The 18,321-nt window shown below is 45.1% G+C and carries 17 protein-coding genes; 13 read left to right on the top strand and 4 right to left on the bottom strand.

The genetic code is table 11. The features are described 5' to 3' along the window. Nucleotides 1-866: 866 nt before the first annotated feature. The 3 genes from gntK to NYE45_RS30290 all read right to left on the bottom strand — a co-directional run bounded on the left by gntK (nucleotide 867) and on the right by NYE45_RS30290 (nucleotide 4,729). The gene (gene gntK / locus NYE45_RS30300) at nucleotides 867-2,414 is read right to left on the bottom strand and encodes a gluconokinase (protein ID WP_340015139.1); all 1,548 of its coding nucleotides are present in this window, start codon (nucleotides 2,412-2,414) and stop codon (nucleotides 867-869) included. 67 nt (nucleotides 2,415-2,481) lie between these two features. Then, nucleotides 2,482-3,843, bottom strand: a complete 1,362-nt coding sequence (locus NYE45_RS30295; protein WP_076332220.1) for a gluconate:H+ symporter — start codon at nucleotides 3,841-3,843, stop codon at nucleotides 2,482-2,484. A gap of 211 nt (nucleotides 3,844-4,054) precedes the next feature. Further along, nucleotides 4,055-4,729: a GntR family transcriptional regulator gene (locus NYE45_RS30290; RefSeq protein WP_340015138.1), complete on the bottom strand. Its 675-nt coding sequence runs from the start codon at nucleotides 4,727-4,729 to the stop codon at nucleotides 4,055-4,057. A 578-nt stretch (nucleotides 4,730-5,307) separates the two neighbouring features. Here NYE45_RS30290 and rpmH point away from each other — a divergent pair. The 12 genes from rpmH (at nucleotide 5,308) to NYE45_RS30230 (ending at nucleotide 17,358) form a co-directional block, all read left to right on the top strand. After that, complete coding sequence (rpmH, locus tag NYE45_RS30285; protein WP_017691413.1) at nucleotides 5,308-5,442, top strand: 50S ribosomal protein L34; 135 nt, start codon at nucleotides 5,308-5,310, stop codon at nucleotides 5,440-5,442. Nucleotides 5,443-5,890: 448 nt separating this feature from the next. Beyond that, a complete protein-coding gene (gene rnpA, locus NYE45_RS30280; protein ID WP_036611981.1) occupies nucleotides 5,891-6,241 on the top strand; it encodes a ribonuclease P protein component in 351 nt (116 codons plus the stop codon). 74 nt (nucleotides 6,242-6,315) lie between these two features. Next, entirely contained in the window at nucleotides 6,316-7,194 is an 879-nt protein-coding gene (locus NYE45_RS30275; RefSeq protein WP_062836519.1) for a YidC/Oxa1 family membrane protein insertase, read from the top strand. Continuing rightward, on the top strand, nucleotides 7,191-7,892 hold the full coding sequence (gene jag / locus NYE45_RS30270; protein WP_340015137.1) for an RNA-binding cell elongation regulator Jag/EloR: 702 nt from the start codon (nucleotides 7,191-7,193) through the stop codon (nucleotides 7,890-7,892). Before NYE45_RS30275 ends, jag begins: the two co-directional genes overlap by 4 nt. A gap of 211 nt (nucleotides 7,893-8,103) precedes the next feature. After that, entirely contained in the window at nucleotides 8,104-9,480 is a 1,377-nt protein-coding gene (gene mnmE / locus NYE45_RS30265) for a tRNA uridine-5-carboxymethylaminomethyl(34) synthesis GTPase MnmE (protein WP_340015136.1), read from the top strand. A gap of 180 nt (nucleotides 9,481-9,660) precedes the next feature. Continuing rightward, nucleotides 9,661-11,550, top strand: a complete 1,890-nt coding sequence (gene mnmG, locus NYE45_RS30260; protein ID WP_076332217.1) for a tRNA uridine-5-carboxymethylaminomethyl(34) synthesis enzyme MnmG — start codon at nucleotides 9,661-9,663, stop codon at nucleotides 11,548-11,550. After that, nucleotides 11,550-12,272 (top strand): 16S rRNA (guanine(527)-N(7))-methyltransferase RsmG, encoded by a 723-nt coding sequence (rsmG, locus tag NYE45_RS30255; protein ID WP_340015135.1) that lies wholly within the window; start codon nucleotides 11,550-11,552, stop codon nucleotides 12,270-12,272. Before mnmG ends, rsmG begins: the two co-directional genes overlap by 1 nt. Before the next feature lie 519 nt (nucleotides 12,273-12,791). Further along, nucleotides 12,792-13,610, top strand: a complete 819-nt coding sequence (noc, locus tag NYE45_RS30250; RefSeq protein ID WP_062836524.1) for a nucleoid occlusion protein — start codon at nucleotides 12,792-12,794, stop codon at nucleotides 13,608-13,610. Between the two features lie 186 nt (nucleotides 13,611-13,796). Then, entirely contained in the window at nucleotides 13,797-14,558 is a 762-nt protein-coding gene (locus NYE45_RS30245; protein WP_024629525.1) for an AAA family ATPase, read from the top strand. Beyond that, nucleotides 14,551-15,396, top strand: coding sequence for a ParB/RepB/Spo0J family partition protein (locus tag NYE45_RS30240; protein WP_336763396.1), 846 nt, complete (start codon nucleotides 14,551-14,553; stop codon nucleotides 15,394-15,396). Before NYE45_RS30245 ends, NYE45_RS30240 begins: the two co-directional genes overlap by 8 nt. Nucleotides 15,397-15,557: 161 nt before the next feature. Then, nucleotides 15,558-16,712: an aminotransferase class V-fold PLP-dependent enzyme gene (locus NYE45_RS30235; protein ID WP_340015134.1), complete on the top strand. Its 1,155-nt coding sequence runs from the start codon at nucleotides 15,558-15,560 to the stop codon at nucleotides 16,710-16,712. A gap of 145 nt (nucleotides 16,713-16,857) precedes the next feature. Further along, nucleotides 16,858-17,358: a DUF4446 family protein gene (locus NYE45_RS30230; RefSeq protein ID WP_340015133.1), complete on the top strand. Its 501-nt coding sequence runs from the start codon at nucleotides 16,858-16,860 to the stop codon at nucleotides 17,356-17,358. Here the strand turns inward: NYE45_RS30230 and yyaC are convergent. Next, the gene (gene yyaC, locus NYE45_RS30225) at nucleotides 17,333-17,938 is read right to left on the bottom strand and encodes a spore protease YyaC (RefSeq protein WP_036611957.1); all 606 of its coding nucleotides are present in this window, start codon (nucleotides 17,936-17,938) and stop codon (nucleotides 17,333-17,335) included. The two genes, NYE45_RS30230 and yyaC, sit on opposite strands and share 26 nt — an antisense overlap. 117 nt (nucleotides 17,939-18,055) lie before the next feature. Here yyaC and NYE45_RS30220 point away from each other — a divergent pair, with 117 nt between their 5' ends. Next, the gene (locus NYE45_RS30220; RefSeq protein WP_017691427.1) at nucleotides 18,056-18,319 is read left to right on the top strand and encodes a DUF3343 domain-containing protein; all 264 of its coding nucleotides are present in this window, start codon (nucleotides 18,056-18,058) and stop codon (nucleotides 18,317-18,319) included. Nucleotides 18,320-18,321: the final 2 nt, after the last annotated feature.

The following is an 18,321-nucleotide window of genomic DNA, read 5'->3' as shown; positions in this document are numbered from 1 at the left end:
AGACTGTCACTCCTTTTACATGTTCCAAGTGTGGCTTAAGCCATGATGCAGTGTCGAAATACGAGATATATTGTTGAATTTATCCCCAAACCCCCGCAGGTCGAAAACAAAAAAAGTATGAACAACGGAAAATTGTTCACAACTTTATCCACAGGCTGTTGATAATATTATGGGTCAGATCACATATTCACATCCAAAAGTAATACAATCATAGCAAAAGAAACCCCGCATTTCAACGTATCGCGTGATTTTATCCACAAATTCAATAACTTGTGTATAATTTTTAGTCACAACACAATATATTGTTTATAAACTGTTTAATTTTCGACAGAATGACCCAAAAAGCAAAAATGTTTTATACACAGGTTATCCGTCAAATGATGCCAAATTGTGTGTAAAAGTATTCTTCGTTTGTGAATAACCTGTCTGTGGATAACCGCAAAGTGAAAATGGAGCATGATCGAGATCGTGAAAAGAGTTACCTCTACCCCTCGTGTTTTAAAGCGAAAGGTGAGATGATAAAATCCATGAATTCAGGGTAAGGCTGGAAGGCGGAAAAGAGCCGAATTGGCGTATCGTTAAACAAGAAATGTGATCTGGCTTCTGAGGAGATGGCGATCTGTTGACATCGATATAGATGGATAATGAACAAAGAGGAATTCATTTTAAGACAAGTTGAATATGAATTATCCGGAATGTAGAGGTAAGCCGAAACTCAAATATTGAGGTAGAAGTGTATGAAGATATGATATGAATCCAAACGACATTTTATGAATTTATATCAAAAGAGGGTGTCCCCTGAAACCGACTTTTGGTTTCAGGGGACACCCTCTTTTTTGTGTGGAGACTACATAGGGATTGATAATTTAAGGACGATCAATGGACATCTTGCGTTGAAATTCAGCAATATCTGCGTATTCCTCTTCCAGTTTGCGAGAGATCCGAATAAAGATGGGCAGCAGCTCCTGATAGAGTGCAGCATTCTCTTTGACAGGTGTATGACGATGTGTTGTACCCACCATGGAAGAAACGGCATGAAGCGAGTCAATTCTTCCGGTAGCGTACAACCCAAGCACGACGGCTCCCAGACAGGAACTTTCGAAGCTTTCGGGCACAACGACTTCCTGATTGAAGATATCGGACATCATTTGGCGCCAGAGAGGAGAGCGTGCAAACCCACCGGTGGCTTGAATGGAGGTAGGTTGCCCAATCTGTTCTTCCATGGCGAGCAGTACCGTGTATAGGTTGAAAATGACCCCTTCCAAAACAGCGCGGATCATATGCTCTTTCTGATGATGGAGTGTTAAGCCGAAAAATGAACCGCGGGCATCCGGATTCCACAAAGGGGCACGTTCGCCCGAAAGGTACGGATGAAACAGAAGTCCTTCCGATCCCGGCCGGACACGTTCGGCAATTTTGGTCAGCACATCATAGGAATTGATGCCGAGTCGTTTCGCTGTCTCCACTTCAGATGCTGCGAATTCATCCCGCACCCAGCGAAATAACATGCCACCGTTATTCACAGGTCCGCCAATGACCCAAAGATTCTCTGTGAGAGCGTAACAGAAAGTCCGACCTTTGGGGTCGGTAACCGGCCGGTCCACGACAGTGCGAATGGCCCCGCTGGTTCCGATGGTTGCTGCAACAACACCAGGTTCAATGGCGTTTACGCCGAGATTGGACAAAACCCCGTCACTTGCGCCAATAACGAAGGGCGTGGAGGGGGAGAGAGCCATTTTTTCAGCTGATTCGTGATTCATTCCTTCTAATATATGTGTTGTGGGTACGAGCTTCGACAGATGGTCGGGTGTAATGCCTGCAATCTCAAGGGCTTCTGCGTCCCAGTCCAGTTGTTCCAAATTGAGCAAGCCTGTGCAAGAAGCGATGGAATGGTCGACGACATATTGTCCGAATAGACGGAAGAACAGATACTCTTTAATAGAAATAAATTTGGCTGTGCGTTCAAAAAGTTCAGGTTCATCGTGGCGCAGCCACATTAATTTGGTCAGCGGTGACATGGGATGGATCGGTGTACCCGTGCGCAGATAGATGCGATGGCCCAATCCATTCTCTTGCAGCTGGGCAGACCATGCTGCACTTCGATTATCCGCCCAGGTGATGCACCGAGTTAAGGGTTTGTCGTCCTGATCCATGGCAATGACACTGTGCATGGCCGAGCTGCAGGATACGAACAGGATCTGCTCGGCAGCAACACCACTCTGATTCATGACTCCTCGCACAGAGCGGAGGGCCGCCTGTACAATCTCCTCGGGGTCCTGCTCGGCAACATCGGGTGCCGGAGTATACAAAGGATATTCCTGCGTTGAGGTACTGACGACGGAGCCCTGCTCGGTAAATAACACGGATTTGGTGCTGGTGGTACCGATATCGATCCCAATCATGTAGTTGTTCATGTATTTAATCCTTCTTTCTCCAGAAAGCGATAAGATTTTAATTTTTTTTCTACTATAGATAATCCATTTATACGACTGTACTTAGCAGCAAAATAAAGATCAGTCCGACCACGGATAATAGTGTTTCCATAACGGTCCACGTTTTCAATGTTTGGGCGACGCTCATATTAAAGAATTCTTTGATCATCCAGAATCCTGCATCGTTTACATGGGACAAGATGAGTGACCCCGCGCCTGTGGCGAGTACAACCAGCTCAATATTGGCACCTGGTGTGAGTGCAAGGACTGGAGCGACGATACCGGCAGCTGTTGTCATGGCTACGGTGGCTGAACCGGTAGCTACACGAATAAGTGCTGCAACAAGCCAGGCAAACAGGATCACGTTGATGTTGGCATGGGTAGCGACTTCAGCAATGGCGTTACCTACACCACTATTGATCAAGACCTGTTTGAAGGCACCGCCTCCGCCAATAATGAGAATGATGGTCGCCGTAGGCGCCAGACATTCACTGGTGAAGCGGGAAATATCGTGTTTGGTGAATCCACGTGCGAATCCGAGTGAAAAGAGGGCAAATACAACTGAAATGAGCAGAGCAATGATCTCATGACCGATAAATTCACTGAAAACGGTGAAGCCGCTTGTGGCATTTGGGTCAATGATGCTGGCTATGGAACCAATCAGCATCAGAATAACCGGCAGCAATATGGTAAACAGGGTAATACCAAACCCTGGCATGTTGCTGTTTGTTTTGGTTGCGAATTGTTCAGCCAGTTCAGCTGGCGGTTCGGTGTGTATTCTTTTACCAATAAATTTACCAAACAAAGGACCTGCAATAATCGCTGTAGGAATACCAACAATAAGGGAGTACAAAATGGTTTTACCCAGATCCGCGCTGAAGGCTTCAATTGCAATCATTGGCGCTGGGTGGGGTGGAACCAAACCGTGTACAGTCGACAGACCCGCCAAAATGGGAATACCGATCTGCAATAATGACATATTGGTTTTACGCGCGACGGTAAAAATGATGGGGATCATCAGAATAACGCCGACTTCGAAGAAAACAGGGATACCGACGATGAATCCAACGATCATCATGGCCCAGTGCACACGTTTCACACCAAACCGATCGACCAATGTAGTTGCAATGCGCTCGGCACCGCCGGATTCGGCCATCATCTTACCGAGCATCGTACCAAGAGCAATAACAATTGCAATGGTTCCAAGTGTGCCACCTAGTCCCCCGGTAATGGAAGAGATCACATCGGCAGGTTTCATGCCTGTAAGCAAACCAAGCATTAATGCGGACAACAGCAGGGTGATAAAGGGATTCCATTTATATTTGGAGATCAAAACGATCAGAAAAACGATCGCAATTAACGTCCAGACCAATAATGTTGCATTATGGGATAGTCCAAAAAGAGTGCTCATGATGTGGTGTGCTCCTTTAATTCTGATATAGAACGCTTACAAGTGAGATTGTCGTCTACATTTTTTTCGTGCCGGTTCTGGAAAAGAGGTGTTGGCTAGAAATGTAGTTTTATCATGCCCAAATTTGAAACATAATCGCATTTTGTATACTTGTCGACAAGTTAAGCCGCAATCATTCACGACGGATATGATTGCAAACGCCTTGCTCCTTTTAGGAATCAAAGCTTTCGTGCAGGGTTTTGCCGGAATCTTGGAAATACGTGCGGACTCCAGCCTGAATGAGCATTTTGTCACCGGATTCAAGTGCTTCAACCAGCAAACGGTGCTTCTCAATTACAGCGCTTACTTTCTGCTCACCTTGAACAAATACTCTGCGCGTCGTGAGCAGCATAACGGTCATCACAACATATCGAATACTCTTCCATAGATGTGAAATACGGGAATGCTGGGCAGTTTCAATAATGGTCTCGTGGAAAACGAGATCCTGATAGGCGAATTCGACAGCGTCCTGATGCCTTCCAGCGAGTTGCATTTTGTCGATCACATTGCGCAACTGGGTGATTAAAGACTCTGGAACATCACCAGCGAGCCGCTGCTGTACAAAACTTTCAATCAGGAAACGGACATCATACAATTCTTCGACATCCTTGATCCGTAATCCCAGAACAACGACACCCATACGTTCAAGCCGAATAAGACCTTCATTAGACAATGTTCTTAACGCTTCACGGACAGGTGACCGACTGCTGTCAAAATCAGCCGCAATTCGATTTTCCGACAAAATCTCTCCAGGACGAAGGGTACCGCTAATGATCCGCAGCCTTAATTCGCAGGCAATAGCTTCACCACGGGAAGCCCCTTGAAGCCAGGAAGAAGGAAATAGCATATGGCTAACGCTCCTATTAATAAGTAATCAGTTCATTACTGATCATAGCATAACTACTTTGCGGACGGGATATTTCAGCTAAATCCATAGTCTGTAGTCTGCAAGATAACGGCTAATGTTTTTTTCAAAGGACTACTTGTATACAAGATGTGATTTTTATCCTACACCTTTCTCAAAAGCTTGTAAACCTTAATTGAAGCGGATACAACCTGATTAAAATTAACTATATTGGTGGCCTATAATCATTATCCACATGTGAATAACTTTAAACAGAATAAAATAAAGGAGATAACGGGTATTGGAGGGTGTGGATAACTGTAAATGATGCAATTTCGTGGTCTGATCAGGGTCTGGGGATAACTTTTTATGACTCTCTTCGGGGCTTGTTAATGGTAATCAAGTGAACGGACTGTGGTCATCATTTTTGGCGGGATAGAGAGCGTATATAAAAGAGGGAGAAGCCTTGAGCCTTGCAGTTGACTTTTCCAGGTGATCATGGTTAAATATATAAAGGTGTTTTCTGTGAAGATGAAAGTGATTCATCACATAAGTATTTCCTTGTGAGGAGGTGCAATACATTGAGACCTACATTCAAACCGAACGTTAGCAAACGTAAAAAAGTTCATGGTTTCCGGAAAAGAATGAGCACGAGCAACGGCCGTAAAATTTTGGCCGCACGTCGCCTTAAAGGCCGTAAAAACCTGAGTGCTTAATGCATTGAAGACCACCGAGGTGGTCTTTTTTTTCTTAATTTGGATCATTTCAGACTGGATGCTGGTACAGATCAGGTCTGAATGGTCTGCGGAAAAGTGCTGAATACACATCTATGTATGTCGAGTGAGTTTTCCATTTTCGAAAACTTACCTTATATAAGGATGAATGTTTGCTCGGTTTAAATGACCGATCAACAATCATCCGGGATGAATGTTGGTTCCGTTAAAGTGGCTGTTCAACAATCATCAAGGATGAATGTTTGCTCGGTTTAAATGAACGATCAACATTCATCCGGGATGAATGCTGATCAGTTCAAGTGCCTGATCAACATTCATCCCAAATGAAGTTGTCGTTAAGACGGTTTACCGTTATTCAAGAAAGCCTATACTAAATCAGTAATGAGGCCTCCGTCAATAACAATGGTGGAGAACAGCAAGGAGAAGCGCCGTGTATAAAAGACTGCGTCTACGAAACCGGGCGGACTTTAGCCGCGTATACCGGTATGGGAAATCGTTTGCCAATCATCAATTCGTGGTGTATGGCTGCCGCCGTAAAGATACGGAACAATTCCGGGTCGGCGTATCATGCAGCAAGAAAATCGGAAACGCTGTCGTACGCAACCGGATGAGACGCATGATTAAGGAAATTGTTCGTCATCATGAGCATGAGATTGTCACGCAGATGGATCTGATTTTTATCGTCAGAAAAGGTGCACTGGACATGCCCTATAAGGAGATGGAAAAAAGCCTGCTCCATGCGATGCGCAAGGGCTCACTTTTGAAGTCGAGCAAGCGGTAAGCTTCGGTTTATTTGTCCTCCTAATTATGGTATGATTTACGGTGGAATGGAATGGTTAAGAGAGGGGTTATGAAGTGTCGCGATTGAAGACATCAAAGGGGAAGTGGATTCTCCTCATTGCAGTCATTGCAATGGTCACTGTACTCGCCGGATGTACTCCACAAGGAGCCGGGGTTACTACGGAAGATCTGAAGAATAGTGATTCTTTTTGGCAAGCCAATGTTGTGTACTGGTTCTCACTGGCGCTGGATACATTCGCTAACTGGTTCAAAGGTGAATATGGACTGGCCGTCCTCGTGATGGTGCTTATTGTACGGACATTAATTTTACCACTAACAATGAAACAGGTCCGTAGCTCCAAAGCTATGCAGGCCATTCAGCCGCAGCTGAAGGAGATTCAAGCCAAGTTTAAAGATACACCTGAGAAAGTTCAGCAAGAAACAATGAAGTTGTTTCAGGAGAACAAAGTTAATCCGATGGCGGGTTGTCTACCACTTCTGATTCAGATGCCGATTTACATCGCACTTTATAACTCAATTTACGGAAACTCCAGTCTGAGAACACATGATTTCTTGTGGCTCCAGCTCGGGGAACCGGATCACCTGTTTATTTTGCCAGTGCTGGCTGCGATCACAACATTCATTCAAACATGGATGATGATGCGTATGAACCCTGCACAGCAAGTGGGTCCGATGCAGTTTATGCTATGGGTATACCCGATTTTGATCTTCGTGATGTCTTATCAGTTCCCGTCAGCACTTCCGCTGTACTGGTTCTACAGTAACATCTACACGATCGTGCAAAACTATTTCCTTTACCGGAATAATGATAAAATCGTGGCTGAGGTCAACGTGAAGCAGAACAGCTCTTCCAAAAATGGAGCTAAACGCAAAAACGGTGGCAAAGCGACCGTCTCTGGAAAAGGGTCGAAAGGGGCCAAAAAATCGAAATGACCAAAGTCATTACGTCAGGAAAAACCGTTGAAGATGCTGTAAACCAAGGATTGGCCGAGCTTGGCGTGAGTCGGGACAAGGTCGAGATACAAGTGTTAGAGCAGCCGTCAAAAGGATTCCTGGGTTTGATCGGGGTGAAGGCGGCCAAAGTTGAAGTAAAACTATTGCCTGTACCCGAAGTTGTTCAACAGCCGATCAAGCCAGCCGCACACGTAACTGAAGTAGATCCATTACTTGAGGGTGTCGCAGCTAAAAATCCCTATGAAGAAGCGGCTGCTTTCTTGAAAGAGGTCGCAGCAGGTATGGGACTTGATGTTGAAGTGCATATCAAAAAACAGCGGGATGGACATATCTTCAATATTGCCGGTGAAGACCTGGGCATGATTATTGGCAGACGTGGACAGACGCTGGATGCGCTTCAGTATCTAACGAACATTGTAGCGAACCGATACTCGGAAAGCTTCGTTCGAATTGTGCTCGACGCGGAGAATTTCCGTCAACGTCGGCGGAAGACGCTGGAGGATCTGGCTGAACGGTTGGCTGGACAAGCTATCCGTACCGGCAAGGAAGTTGTACTGGAGCCAATGCCTCCGCTCGAACGAAAAGTCATCCATGCAAAACTGCAGAATCACCCGCAGATTAAGACGTTAAGTAAGGGCGAAGAGCCTAATCGGCGTGTGGTTATTACCACGAAATAAAACGAAATTGAAGACGCAATGGCTTCCTGCCCGGTGCAGAAGCCATTGCTTTTTTCGTACAGAAGCAATTTGATCAGTTACGTAACACAGGTAAACAGTGAACTTAATACGATAAGTGGCATGTCATATGATATATCATTAATAGATTTGAAAATGGATATGGCGTCCCCTGAGGGGCGGCAATTTTAAAATAGAGCAAGGAGAGATAACCATGATCAGTGATACGATCACAGCGATATCAACGGCTGTCGGAGAGGCGGGTATCGCCGTGATCCGGGTCAGCGGCCCGGAAGCAGTGTCGGAGACGGAAAAGATTTTTCGCAGCAAAACGCCTTTAACTCAAGCAGCATCTCATACGGTTCATTATGGTCATATCATAGATCCGGCGAGCGGCGAGAAGATTGAGGAAGTGCTAGTTACGGTAATGCGTGCACCTCGGTCATTCACAACAGAAGATGTCGTAGAGATCAGTGCGCATGGCGGTGTAGTGTCTGTAAAACGGGTCATGGACCTGCTGTTACAGCTTGATATTCGTCTGGCTGAACCCGGTGAGTTCACGAAGCGTGCTTTCCTCAATGGGCGGATTGACCTGTCTCAGGCTGAAGGTGTCATGGATCTTATTCGTTCCAAATCGGACCGGGCTTTCTCGGTTGCACTGAAACAAGTTGAAGGCAAACTGTCTTCCAAACTGCGCGATCTACGATATACATTGGTGGAAACACTGGCTCATATTGAAGTAAATATCGATTACCCCGAGCATGATGTGGAGTCGTTAACGTCTGATTTTATTAAAGAAAAGTCCAGTCAGGTTATGACTGAAATTGATAAACTGCTGACTACAGCAGAACAAGGAAAGATCCTGCGAGAAGGTATCACGACGGCTATCGTTGGACGACCTAACGTGGGGAAATCCTCATTGATGAATACACTTGCGCAAGACAATCGAGCTATCGTGACGGACATTCCAGGAACAACTCGTGACGTGATCGAGGAGTTCATTACGATTAATAATATTCCGCTGAAGTTGCTGGATACGGCAGGAATCCGGGAAACGATGGACGTCGTAGAGAAGATCGGGGTAGAACGCTCTCGTTCTGCGGTAAGTGAAGCCGATCTGATCTTAATGGTTGTGAATGCTGCGGAGCCACTCCATCCGGATGAGATTGAATTATTGGAACAAATCCGCGGTAGACAATCGATAATCATTATGAATAAAATGGACTTAACGCCACAGGTAGAACGTGACGTGCTGCTTCGTTACATTCCGGAAGAACGGCTTGTACCGATGTCGGTGAAAGATGATCTGGGTGTAGATCGACTGGAAGATGCCATCTCTACGCTATTCTTCAGTGGTAAGCTGGAGTCCGCAGACCTGACCTATGTCAGTAATGTGCGTCATATTGCTTTGCTCAAAAAAGCGAAGCAGTCTCTGGTTGATGCCTATGAAGCGGCAGAGCAGTTCGTTCCAATCGATATGATTCAGATTGATGTTCGTTTGGCGTGGGAGCATTTGGGCGAAATTGTTGGAGATACAGCACATGATGCATTAATTGATCAGATTTTCTCCCAGTTCTGTCTAGGAAAGTAAAAAAAATATACTGCGGATAAGCTTGAATCGTAGTGTATGATGGAAAGGTACAATTTCTGCCTGTTGTCAAAGGATGGAATGATGTTGTAGCCATTACGTGTTGGTTTCATATAGATAGGAATGCAAGTTCCGATGAACGGTTAGAAGTATTTCGTTTTCATTATAAGGAGGTAAACAGGAATGGCTTTTGATGGCGGCAGTTATGATGTAATCGTCGTTGGTGCAGGACATGCTGGTGTGGAATCCGCGCTGGCCGCAGCCCGTATGGGGTCCAAAACACTGATGATTACGATCAATCTGGATATGGTAGCCTTTATGCCTTGTAACCCATCCATTGGGGGACCAGCTAAAGGACATGTTGTGCGTGAGATTGATGCACTTGGTGGAGAAATGGGACGGAATATCGATAAGACCTTTATTCAGATGCGGATGCTTAACACGGGTAAAGGGCCAGCTGTTCACGCGCTTCGTGCTCAGGCAGATAAATTCTCCTACCAGCATAAAATGAAGGAAACGATGGAGAATGAACGTAATCTGACCATGCGTCAGGGTATGGTTGATCGACTGATCGTTGAAGATGGAAAGTGTGTAGGAGTCGTGACTCAGACCGGAACTGAGTATCGGGCGAAAGCAGTCGTTCTGACGACAGGCACATACTTGCGCGGTAAAGTAATTATGGGTGAGTTGATGTATGAGAGTGGACCGAACAATCAACAGCCATCTCTTAAATTGTCAGAGCATTTGCGTGAACTGGGCTTCGATCTGGTTCGTTTCAAAACAGGTACACCACCACGTGTACACAAGGATACGATCGATTTTAGTAAAACCGAAATTCAGCCTGGCGATGATGAGCCGAAGTTCTTTTCCTATGAAACCGAATCTTCTGATAATGAGCAGCTGCCTTGCTGGTTGACGTATACATCTGTGGAAACACATCAGATTATTAATGATAATCTGCATCGTGCACCGATGTTTTCGGGTGTAATCGAAGGGACTGGACCACGCTATTGTCCATCCATTGAAGATAAAATTGTCCGGTTTAGCGACAAACCGAAACATCAGATTTTCCTGGAGCCGGAAGGCAAAAATACATCGGAGTATTATGTGCAGGGGCTATCTACAAGTCTGCCAGAAGACGTTCAGCTTGCGGTTCTGCGCTCGATTCCAGGTATGGAAAAAGTAGAAATGATGCGTAACGGTTATGCGATTGAATACGATGCGATGGTGCCTACACAATTGTGGCCATCCCTTGAAACCAAACGTCTGCCAGGTCTGTTCACAGCGGGACAGATTAACGGTACTTCCGGTTATGAAGAAGCGGCTGGACAAGGCGTTATGGCCGGCATTAATGCAGCACGCAAAGTACAAGACAAAGAGCCGATTGTGCTTGATCGTTCCCAAGGTTATATTGGCGTGCTGATCGATGATCTGGTAACGAAGGGTACGAATGAGCCTTATCGTCTGTTGACTTCACGTGCCGAATATCGTCTGTTGCTTCGCCATGATAATGCAGATATGCGTTTGACGGAAATCGGACATGATATTGGACTGATTCCTGAAGATCGTTATGCGAAATTCCTGGATAAAAAGGCGAAAGTCGAGCAGGAAGTCGCGCGTCTGAAAGTGGCTAAAGCTCGCCCGGTTGAAGTGAACGCCAAGCTGGAAGAGTACGGATCTACACCTATTCAGGATGGAAGTACGTTGCTTACCTTGCTTCGTCGCCCAGAGCTGGGGTATGAACTGATTGAACAGCTCTCACCATCTGAGGTAGAACTGACAGCAGATATGAAAGAACAAGTGGAAATACAAATTAAATATGCGGGTTATATTGAGAAACAATTGATCCACGTGGAACGTTTGCAAAAGATGGAGAAAAAGAAAATTCCGGACACTATCGTATATGATGAGATTCATGGTCTTGCTATGGAAGCCAAGCAGAAGCTCGCTACGATTCGTCCAATCTCGATTGGTCAGGCTTCTCGTATTGCTGGAGTTACTCCTGCCGACATCTCCATTCTGCTGGTCTACCTGGAGCATTATAACCGTGTAACCGCAGCAAGGGGACAATAATGGACGATATTCAACAGCAACTGCAGCGGCGCTTAAAGAAACATGGATTAGAGCTGGGCGAACTCCAGTTGGAGCAATTCGAACTGTATTATCAGGAGCTGGTATCTTGGAATGAAAAGATGAATCTGACCGGAATTACGGATCGGGAGCAAGTGTACACCAAGCATTTCTATGATTCGGTATCGCTGGCTTTTTATACAGACATGACCAAAGTGAATAAGCTTGCTGATATTGGTTCGGGAGCAGGTTTTCCTGGATTACCCCTGAAAATCTGTTTCCCGCACATCAAGCTCACGATCATTGATTCATTGAATAAACGTATTGGTTTTCTACAGCATGTGGTAGATATCCTTGGCCTGACAGACGTGGAGTTGGTCCATGGACGTGCTGAAGAGATTGGACGCAAAGAAGGGTATCGCGACAGTTACGATCTCGTTACGGCGCGTGCCGTAGCCAAGCTGGCTGTGCTGAATGAATTCTGTCTTCCTTTTGTTCGTAAAGGTGGAATGTTCGCCGCGATGAAGGGTGGAGACCCGCGTGAAGAAATGAAGGAAGCGGAGTTCAGCTTCAATCAGCTGAAAGGACGGGTAAAAGCCGTTCACCCTTTCCAGCTACCGGTTGAAGAATCAGAGCGTCATATCATCTTGATTCAGAAATTTGATAAGACACCATATAAGTACCCACGCAAACCAGGCACTCCAATGAAGACTCCGCTGGTATAGTTGCGTGTTGATTTTAAAGTATATCAAAACGAACTGAATAGAATTTTAGACATGGATAAAGAGGATGTTTCACGTGAAACATCTTCTTTTTTTGTCTCCTGAAATGAAGGACTGGATTAACATCACAGATACTTCCTAGTACATATCTCTTTAATTATGAGTAATGATCGATTCCGACGCGTAGTAACTCATAAACATTTTCAAGAATTATATGTGTACAAGTCGTCATATTCCCAATATTAACAAAGAAAAAGCAGGAAATTAAGCAGAGTTTAAAGAATAGGTAAGCATAGGATTATGATAGAAAAGATGATAGAATAGAAGTATCCGATCCTGGGTTACAGTGATCATAGAGTATATGTATAGATAGATGGATATTCGTTCAATGTTGCATGACAGGAAGCGTTATGAAAGGCAAAACTTATTCCAAGAACGATGCATGTGAAGGGTCGCTTATTGAATAAGAAGCACCTGCAAAGACTGTGGGAGCTATTACGAAACTAGGTGGTAATCTGCGGAATGAAAGAACAATTTTCGAAGTTGTTTGGTTTGGCGGAGCGCAATAACGGAGATGAGATCAAACAGATTCCGGTTAATGAAATTGTGAGCAGCCCATATCAACCCCGTACTATTTTTGATGATGATAAAATTGATGAGTTGTTGCAGACGATCAAAACACATGGCGTAATTCAGCCTATTGTCGTTCGCGTGCGAAATGGATCATATGAGATTATTGCTGGGGAACGTCGCTGGCGTGCAGTTCGAAAACTGGGTTTGGATACGATTCCAGCCATTGTGCGTGAATTCAACGATTCCCAAGCCGCATCCATTGCACTAATTGAGAACTTGCAACGTGAAGGATTGACTTCGATAGAAGAAGCCGTGGCCTATCAGAAGCTAATTGACTTGCATCAACTGACACAGGAAAGTCTTGCACAACGACTTGGCAAAAGCCAGTCAACCATTGCCAACAAAATTCGGTTGTTACAACTCCCGGAAGGCATTAAGGCTGCATTAATGGAACGCAAAATTTCTGAACGTCATGCAAGAGCATTACTTTCTCTCGATACGGAAGAACTACAGATGAAGTTGCTCGGTGAGATTATTGAAAAAGAATTGAATGTGAAACAGACAGAGGCGCGTGTTGCTTTCTACAAGGAATCCTCCAAGATTAAAAAATCTAAACGTGTTTCCTTTACCAAGGACGTAAGACTTGCACTTAATACAATTCGCCAATCCATTGATATGGTAACTGGCTCTGGTCTGGACATCAAAACAAAAGAAGCCGACCATGAGGATCATTACGAGATCGTTATTCATATTCCCAAACGCAAATAATTGAAGCTTATGGCGGCAATGAGCCGCTTTTTATGTCTATAAAGCAAGTCGGGCCTGATATTTTCAAAGAACGGTATATTGAGGAAACGGTAGTTGTTGTTTGTGTGGACGATAGCCGCCTGCTTTTTGTTAACAATATCTCACAACCTACAAGAAAAGACTCCTATTTTATTTGAGGTGAAGTAATTGTCTAAGATTATGGCCGTAGCAAATCAAAAGGGCGGTGTGGGGAAAACGACGACATCTGTTAACTTGGGTGCAGGACTGGCTTCACTCGGGAAAAGAGTATTGCTTGTCGATATTGACCCTCAGGGGAATACAACCAGCGGAGTCGGAATCAATAAAGCAGATGTGGCTAATTGCATATATGATGTCATTATTAATGAGGTTCCTCCTCAAGAAGCAATTGTGGAGACTCAGATTGAAGGCCTTCATATCATACCTGCAACGATTCAGCTTGCCGGAGCCGAGATTGAATTGGTGTCCACGATATCACGGGAAGTTCGCCTGAAAAAATCACTCGCCATGGTGAAAAAAAACTATGATTACATACTGATCGATTGCCCACCCTCCCTTGGTATGTTGACGATCAATTCGTTGACCGCTTCCGATTCGGTGATCATTCCGATCCAGTGTGAGTATTATGCACTTGAAGGATTAAGCCAGTTGCTTAATACGGTTCGTCTGGTACAAAAACATCTGAATACATCCCTGCAGATTGAAGGGGTATTGCTGACGATGTTTGATGCACGGACCAATCTGGGGATACAGGTTATTGAAGAAGTGAAGAAGTATTTTCAACAAAAAGTATATCAAACGATTATTCCGCGCAACGTACGGCTTAGCGAAGCACCATCTCATGGTCAATCGATTATCACGTATGACCCTCGGTCAAGAGGGGCGGAAGTGTATTTAGAGCTCGCAAAGGAAGTGATTTCTTATGAGTAAGCGGCTTGGAAAAGGTCTTGATGCCCTCATTCCTTCGCTTTCAATTAATGACGATGATAAAGTCGTAGAAATCCCGATTAGTCAACTGCGGGCTAACCCCTATCAACCACGTAAGGTATTTGATGAGGGAGCAATACATGAACTGGCTGAGTCTATCCGTCAGCATGGTGTCATACAACCCATTATTGTTCGTCCTGTATTACGAGGGTATGAGATTATTGCCGGAGAACGTCGGTTCAGAGCTTCGCAATATTGTGGTAATGCCACCGTACCCGCTGTAGTCCGCAACTTCAGTGATCAGCAGGTAATGGAGATTGCATTGATCGAGAATCTGCAACGGGAGAATCTGAATGCCATGGAAGTTGCAGTTGCTTATCAGGGGTTAATGGACCAATTCGCGTTGACTCAGGAAGAGTTGTCTGTAAAAGTCGGTAAATCACGTTCTCACATTGCTAACTTCTTGCGTCTGTTATCATTACCGGAAGAAGTAAAAGACCATGTTTCACGTGGAACATTATCTATGGGACATGCACGTGCGATCGTGGGTGTTAAAGATGAGGTTATGGTGAAGCAACTTGCCAAACAAACCATTGACCAGCAATGGAGTGTGCGGGAGTTGGAGGAAGCTGTTCAACAACTGGATCGTTCCAAGACGGGTGAGGCTAAAGCCAAATCGAAGTTGAAGAAGAAAGATCCATTCATTGATACGGTGGAAGAGTCACTGCGTGAACGTTTCAAAACAACAGTGAAAATTAAGCATAATAAAGATAAAGGTAAAATTGAGCTCAACTACTACAGTCAACAGGATCTGGAACGGCTATTGGAATTGTTGCAATAATAGTCGGATCGATGATTCATTAACAACATGCGGGGCTTACTCATGTCATGACATATCGCCTCTGTACCATGGAGAAACGATATGTCATTCTTTGTTTGCAGGGTTATGTGTGCATTATGTGCAGGCGAATAATTAATTAATGGGACAGAGGTGGTTGTGAGGTGGAGGGAGTTATCTATCTAGATCATGCAGCAACGTCTTGGCCCAAACCACCTGCTGTCGGTGATGCGATGCTGAGTGCACTGGAGATTGCAGGAGCCAATCCTGGCAGAGGCAGTCACCGGATGGCTGTTCAGGCAAGTCGTGTACTGTTCGAGGCCAGAAGATCTATATCCGATATTTTTGGAATCAAGAATGCGAATGATATTGCTTTCGGATCGAATACGACAGAAGCACTGAATCTGGCTATTCAAGGTTCGCTCATGGAAGGCGATCATGTGATTGCCACCATGGCGGAACATAATTCAGTCAGACGACCACTGGAGTACATGCGCAGACTCCGAAATGTGGAGATTGATTATGTACCTGTTAATGCTGCGGGAACCATTGATCTGATGCAAATGGAACGTATGTTTCGTTCGAATACCAGAATGGTGGTCTGTACACATAGTTCCAATCTACTTGGAAGTATTCTTCCTATTGGTGAAATATCGCTCCTGTGTCGTAAACATCAGGCAATCTTGTTGGTAGATGCGGCTCAAAGTGCTGGGGTTATGCCTGTGAATGTGCAACAATTGGGCATTGATATGTTGGCTTTTCCAGGGCATAAGGGACTGCTTGGTCCTCAGGGTACAGGGGGCTTGTACATTGCTCCTGAGCTCGATATAGAGCCTTTACTTCATGGAGGAACAGGAAGTCAGTCAGAAGCGCTGGAGCAGCCGAAGGTTCGTCCTGATCGGTATGAAGCGGGGACGCCGAATACAGTCGGAATCGCAGGGCTGAATGCAGGTGTGAAGCATGTACTTGAGATGACAACAGCGGCCATCTACCAGCATGAGTGGGAATTGACTCAACTTATGATGGAAGGGCTGTCGTCCGTTAAGGGCATTCGAATGCTCGGTCCAGAGATTGGACAGCCACGTACCGGATTAGTATCCTTTACTGTGGAAGGGTATGATTCGGCACAACTCGCCTTCCGATTAGATCGGAATTATGGAATCGCGGTTCGCTCCGGTTTTCATTGTACACCGCTTGCACATGAATCTGCGGGTACAACCGCTACAGGAGCGGTAAGAGCAAGTGTGGGATACAATTCAACTAGAGAACATGTGGATACGCTCGTTAAGGCAGTGTTGGAGTTGACACGGGCAGACTAAGACTAGATTAGAGTTGAAATGGTGAACACATTTGGCACAGAGCTGCATGATTAATCTTATGCATATCGGGTTCATTTATAATGAATGATAATATTACAGACAGACGTTAATCTGATCAAAAATATAGAGGGGTAGTTGCAATTACATGGCTGAATTAAATGAGCTGATTCTGGAACAGCTGTTATGGATTATTGGCGGAATGGCATTACTTACGGTGATCTTGCTAATTGTGAGTATTGCTCAAGGGGCAAAGTTACGAAAGTTTAAACGTAAATATGAAGCCATGATGGCTGGCAGTGGAGTAGAGGACCTGGAATCATTACTCATTAATCTGAAAATTCAGATGGACAGCATTGAGGATGAACACAAACTGCAAACGAATCAGCTGCAAGTTGTCATGCAAAAGCTTACCCGCATTCAAGGTAAAGTTGGCGTAAAAAGATACAATGCTTATGGAGAGAATGGCAGTGATCTGAGCTTCTCAATGGCCATGATTAATGATAGCCAGGATGGCATGATCCTTACGGGGATATATAACCGTGACGGTTCTTACGTATATGCCAAACCTCTTAAAGGGGGAGAGTCCGCGTACACTCTGTCCCCAGAGGAAAAGGAAGCTATTACTCTGGCACAGCAAGCAGAGTAGAACGTGTATGCCATTCCCGAATGGCCGAGTACAGACTGCTGGATATAATCTCGGACATGCGCATAACGAGACTGAGCCGCGTGTTCTGTAGAACAAAGTATTCCATAAAGCCGCCGACGTTAACGATACCTGTCAGATGGATATCGCCGACCGGCGGTAATTCTTTATTTACCCCCGCACCTGGTTTGAGTGGACCATTCACGACTTGAATGCATCCTACACTGGATGACTGCCCAAGGCAGGCGTCGATGCCAATCACATAAGGGTTATGGTGTGTTTTCTGTATATTGTGGAGCGTATCCTGAAGGTTCATCGCATGGACGGGTTCATCCAAGGTACCATATAGATGGAATAAAGGGCTGTCCCACTTGGAAAGGGCTGATCCGACCAGAGGACCAAGACAGTCGCCTGTTGAGCGATCTGTGCCGATGCAGACGATCACTACATTTTGCAGAGAATGGGCTTTATAGAGATGGAACATTAAACGATGGGTAATGGCCGAATGGATACCTGGATCGGTATGGGGGATTTTCAAACTGGTCATGTCTTGTGATGAAAAGGAACGCGAAGTAGGATTCATAGGATCTATCCTTTCCCTTGGAATAGTAGTAACAGTATATGGAAAGGTAGAGCGTTTTATACTTCCCGAGGACAAGCTTTTTCTCTGGGGTTGGACGTATGGCGAAAGGAGCCGGACATGGACGAATGGATTAACGATTGGATGCTGATTGCATTTGATTCAACCCAGCAGGCACTGCGTGCTGAAATGCTGCTGGAGTTTGCCGAGATAGAGATTGATTTATTCCCTACGCCAAAAGAAATTACAGCAGGTTGTGCGCTATGTATCCAGTTTCCAAAAGAGGATCTGGAGCGCGTGCAGAAGATTATTCGTAACGAGTTCGTAGAGATCCGAGGCCTCTATTTCAAAACAGAAGACAGCTATGATAACATACCGATGTAGAG

Origin of the sequence: Paenibacillus sp. FSL K6-1318 (assembly GCF_037976905.1) — a bacterium.
Taxonomy (GTDB): domain Bacteria; phylum Bacillota; class Bacilli; order Paenibacillales; family Paenibacillaceae; genus Paenibacillus; species Paenibacillus amylolyticus_A.
The sequence above is the reverse complement of the archived record's forward strand: the minus strand, read 5'-3'. Positions and strand labels throughout refer to the sequence as shown.

Coding starts and splice junctions, on each gene's coding strand:
- NYE45_RS30240 (WP_336763396.1), top strand. CDS start 14,551: ATGAGTAAGCGGCTTGGAAAAGGTCTTGATGCCCTCATTCCTTCGCTT.
- NYE45_RS30295 (WP_076332220.1), bottom strand. CDS start 3,843: ATGAGCACTCTTTTTGGACTATCCCATAATGCAACATTATTGGTCTGG.
- NYE45_RS30220 (WP_017691427.1), top strand. CDS start 18,056: ATGGACGAATGGATTAACGATTGGATGCTGATTGCATTTGATTCAACC.
- mnmE (WP_340015136.1), top strand. CDS start 8,104: ATGATCAGTGATACGATCACAGCGATATCAACGGCTGTCGGAGAGGCG.
- noc (WP_062836524.1), top strand. CDS start 12,792: ATGAAAGAACAATTTTCGAAGTTGTTTGGTTTGGCGGAGCGCAATAAC.
- jag (WP_340015137.1), top strand. CDS start 7,191: ATGACCAAAGTCATTACGTCAGGAAAAACCGTTGAAGATGCTGTAAAC.
- NYE45_RS30290 (WP_340015138.1), bottom strand. CDS start 4,729: ATGCTATTTCCTTCTTCCTGGCTTCAAGGGGCTTCCCGTGGTGAAGCT.
- rsmG (WP_340015135.1), top strand. CDS start 11,550: ATGGACGATATTCAACAGCAACTGCAGCGGCGCTTAAAGAAACATGGA.
- gntK (WP_340015139.1), bottom strand. CDS start 2,414: ATGAACAACTACATGATTGGGATCGATATCGGTACCACCAGCACCAAA.
- NYE45_RS30230 (WP_340015133.1), top strand. CDS start 16,858: ATGGCTGAATTAAATGAGCTGATTCTGGAACAGCTGTTATGGATTATT.
- yyaC (WP_036611957.1), bottom strand. CDS start 17,938: ATGAATCCTACTTCGCGTTCCTTTTCATCACAAGACATGACCAGTTTG.
- mnmG (WP_076332217.1), top strand. CDS start 9,661: ATGGCTTTTGATGGCGGCAGTTATGATGTAATCGTCGTTGGTGCAGGA.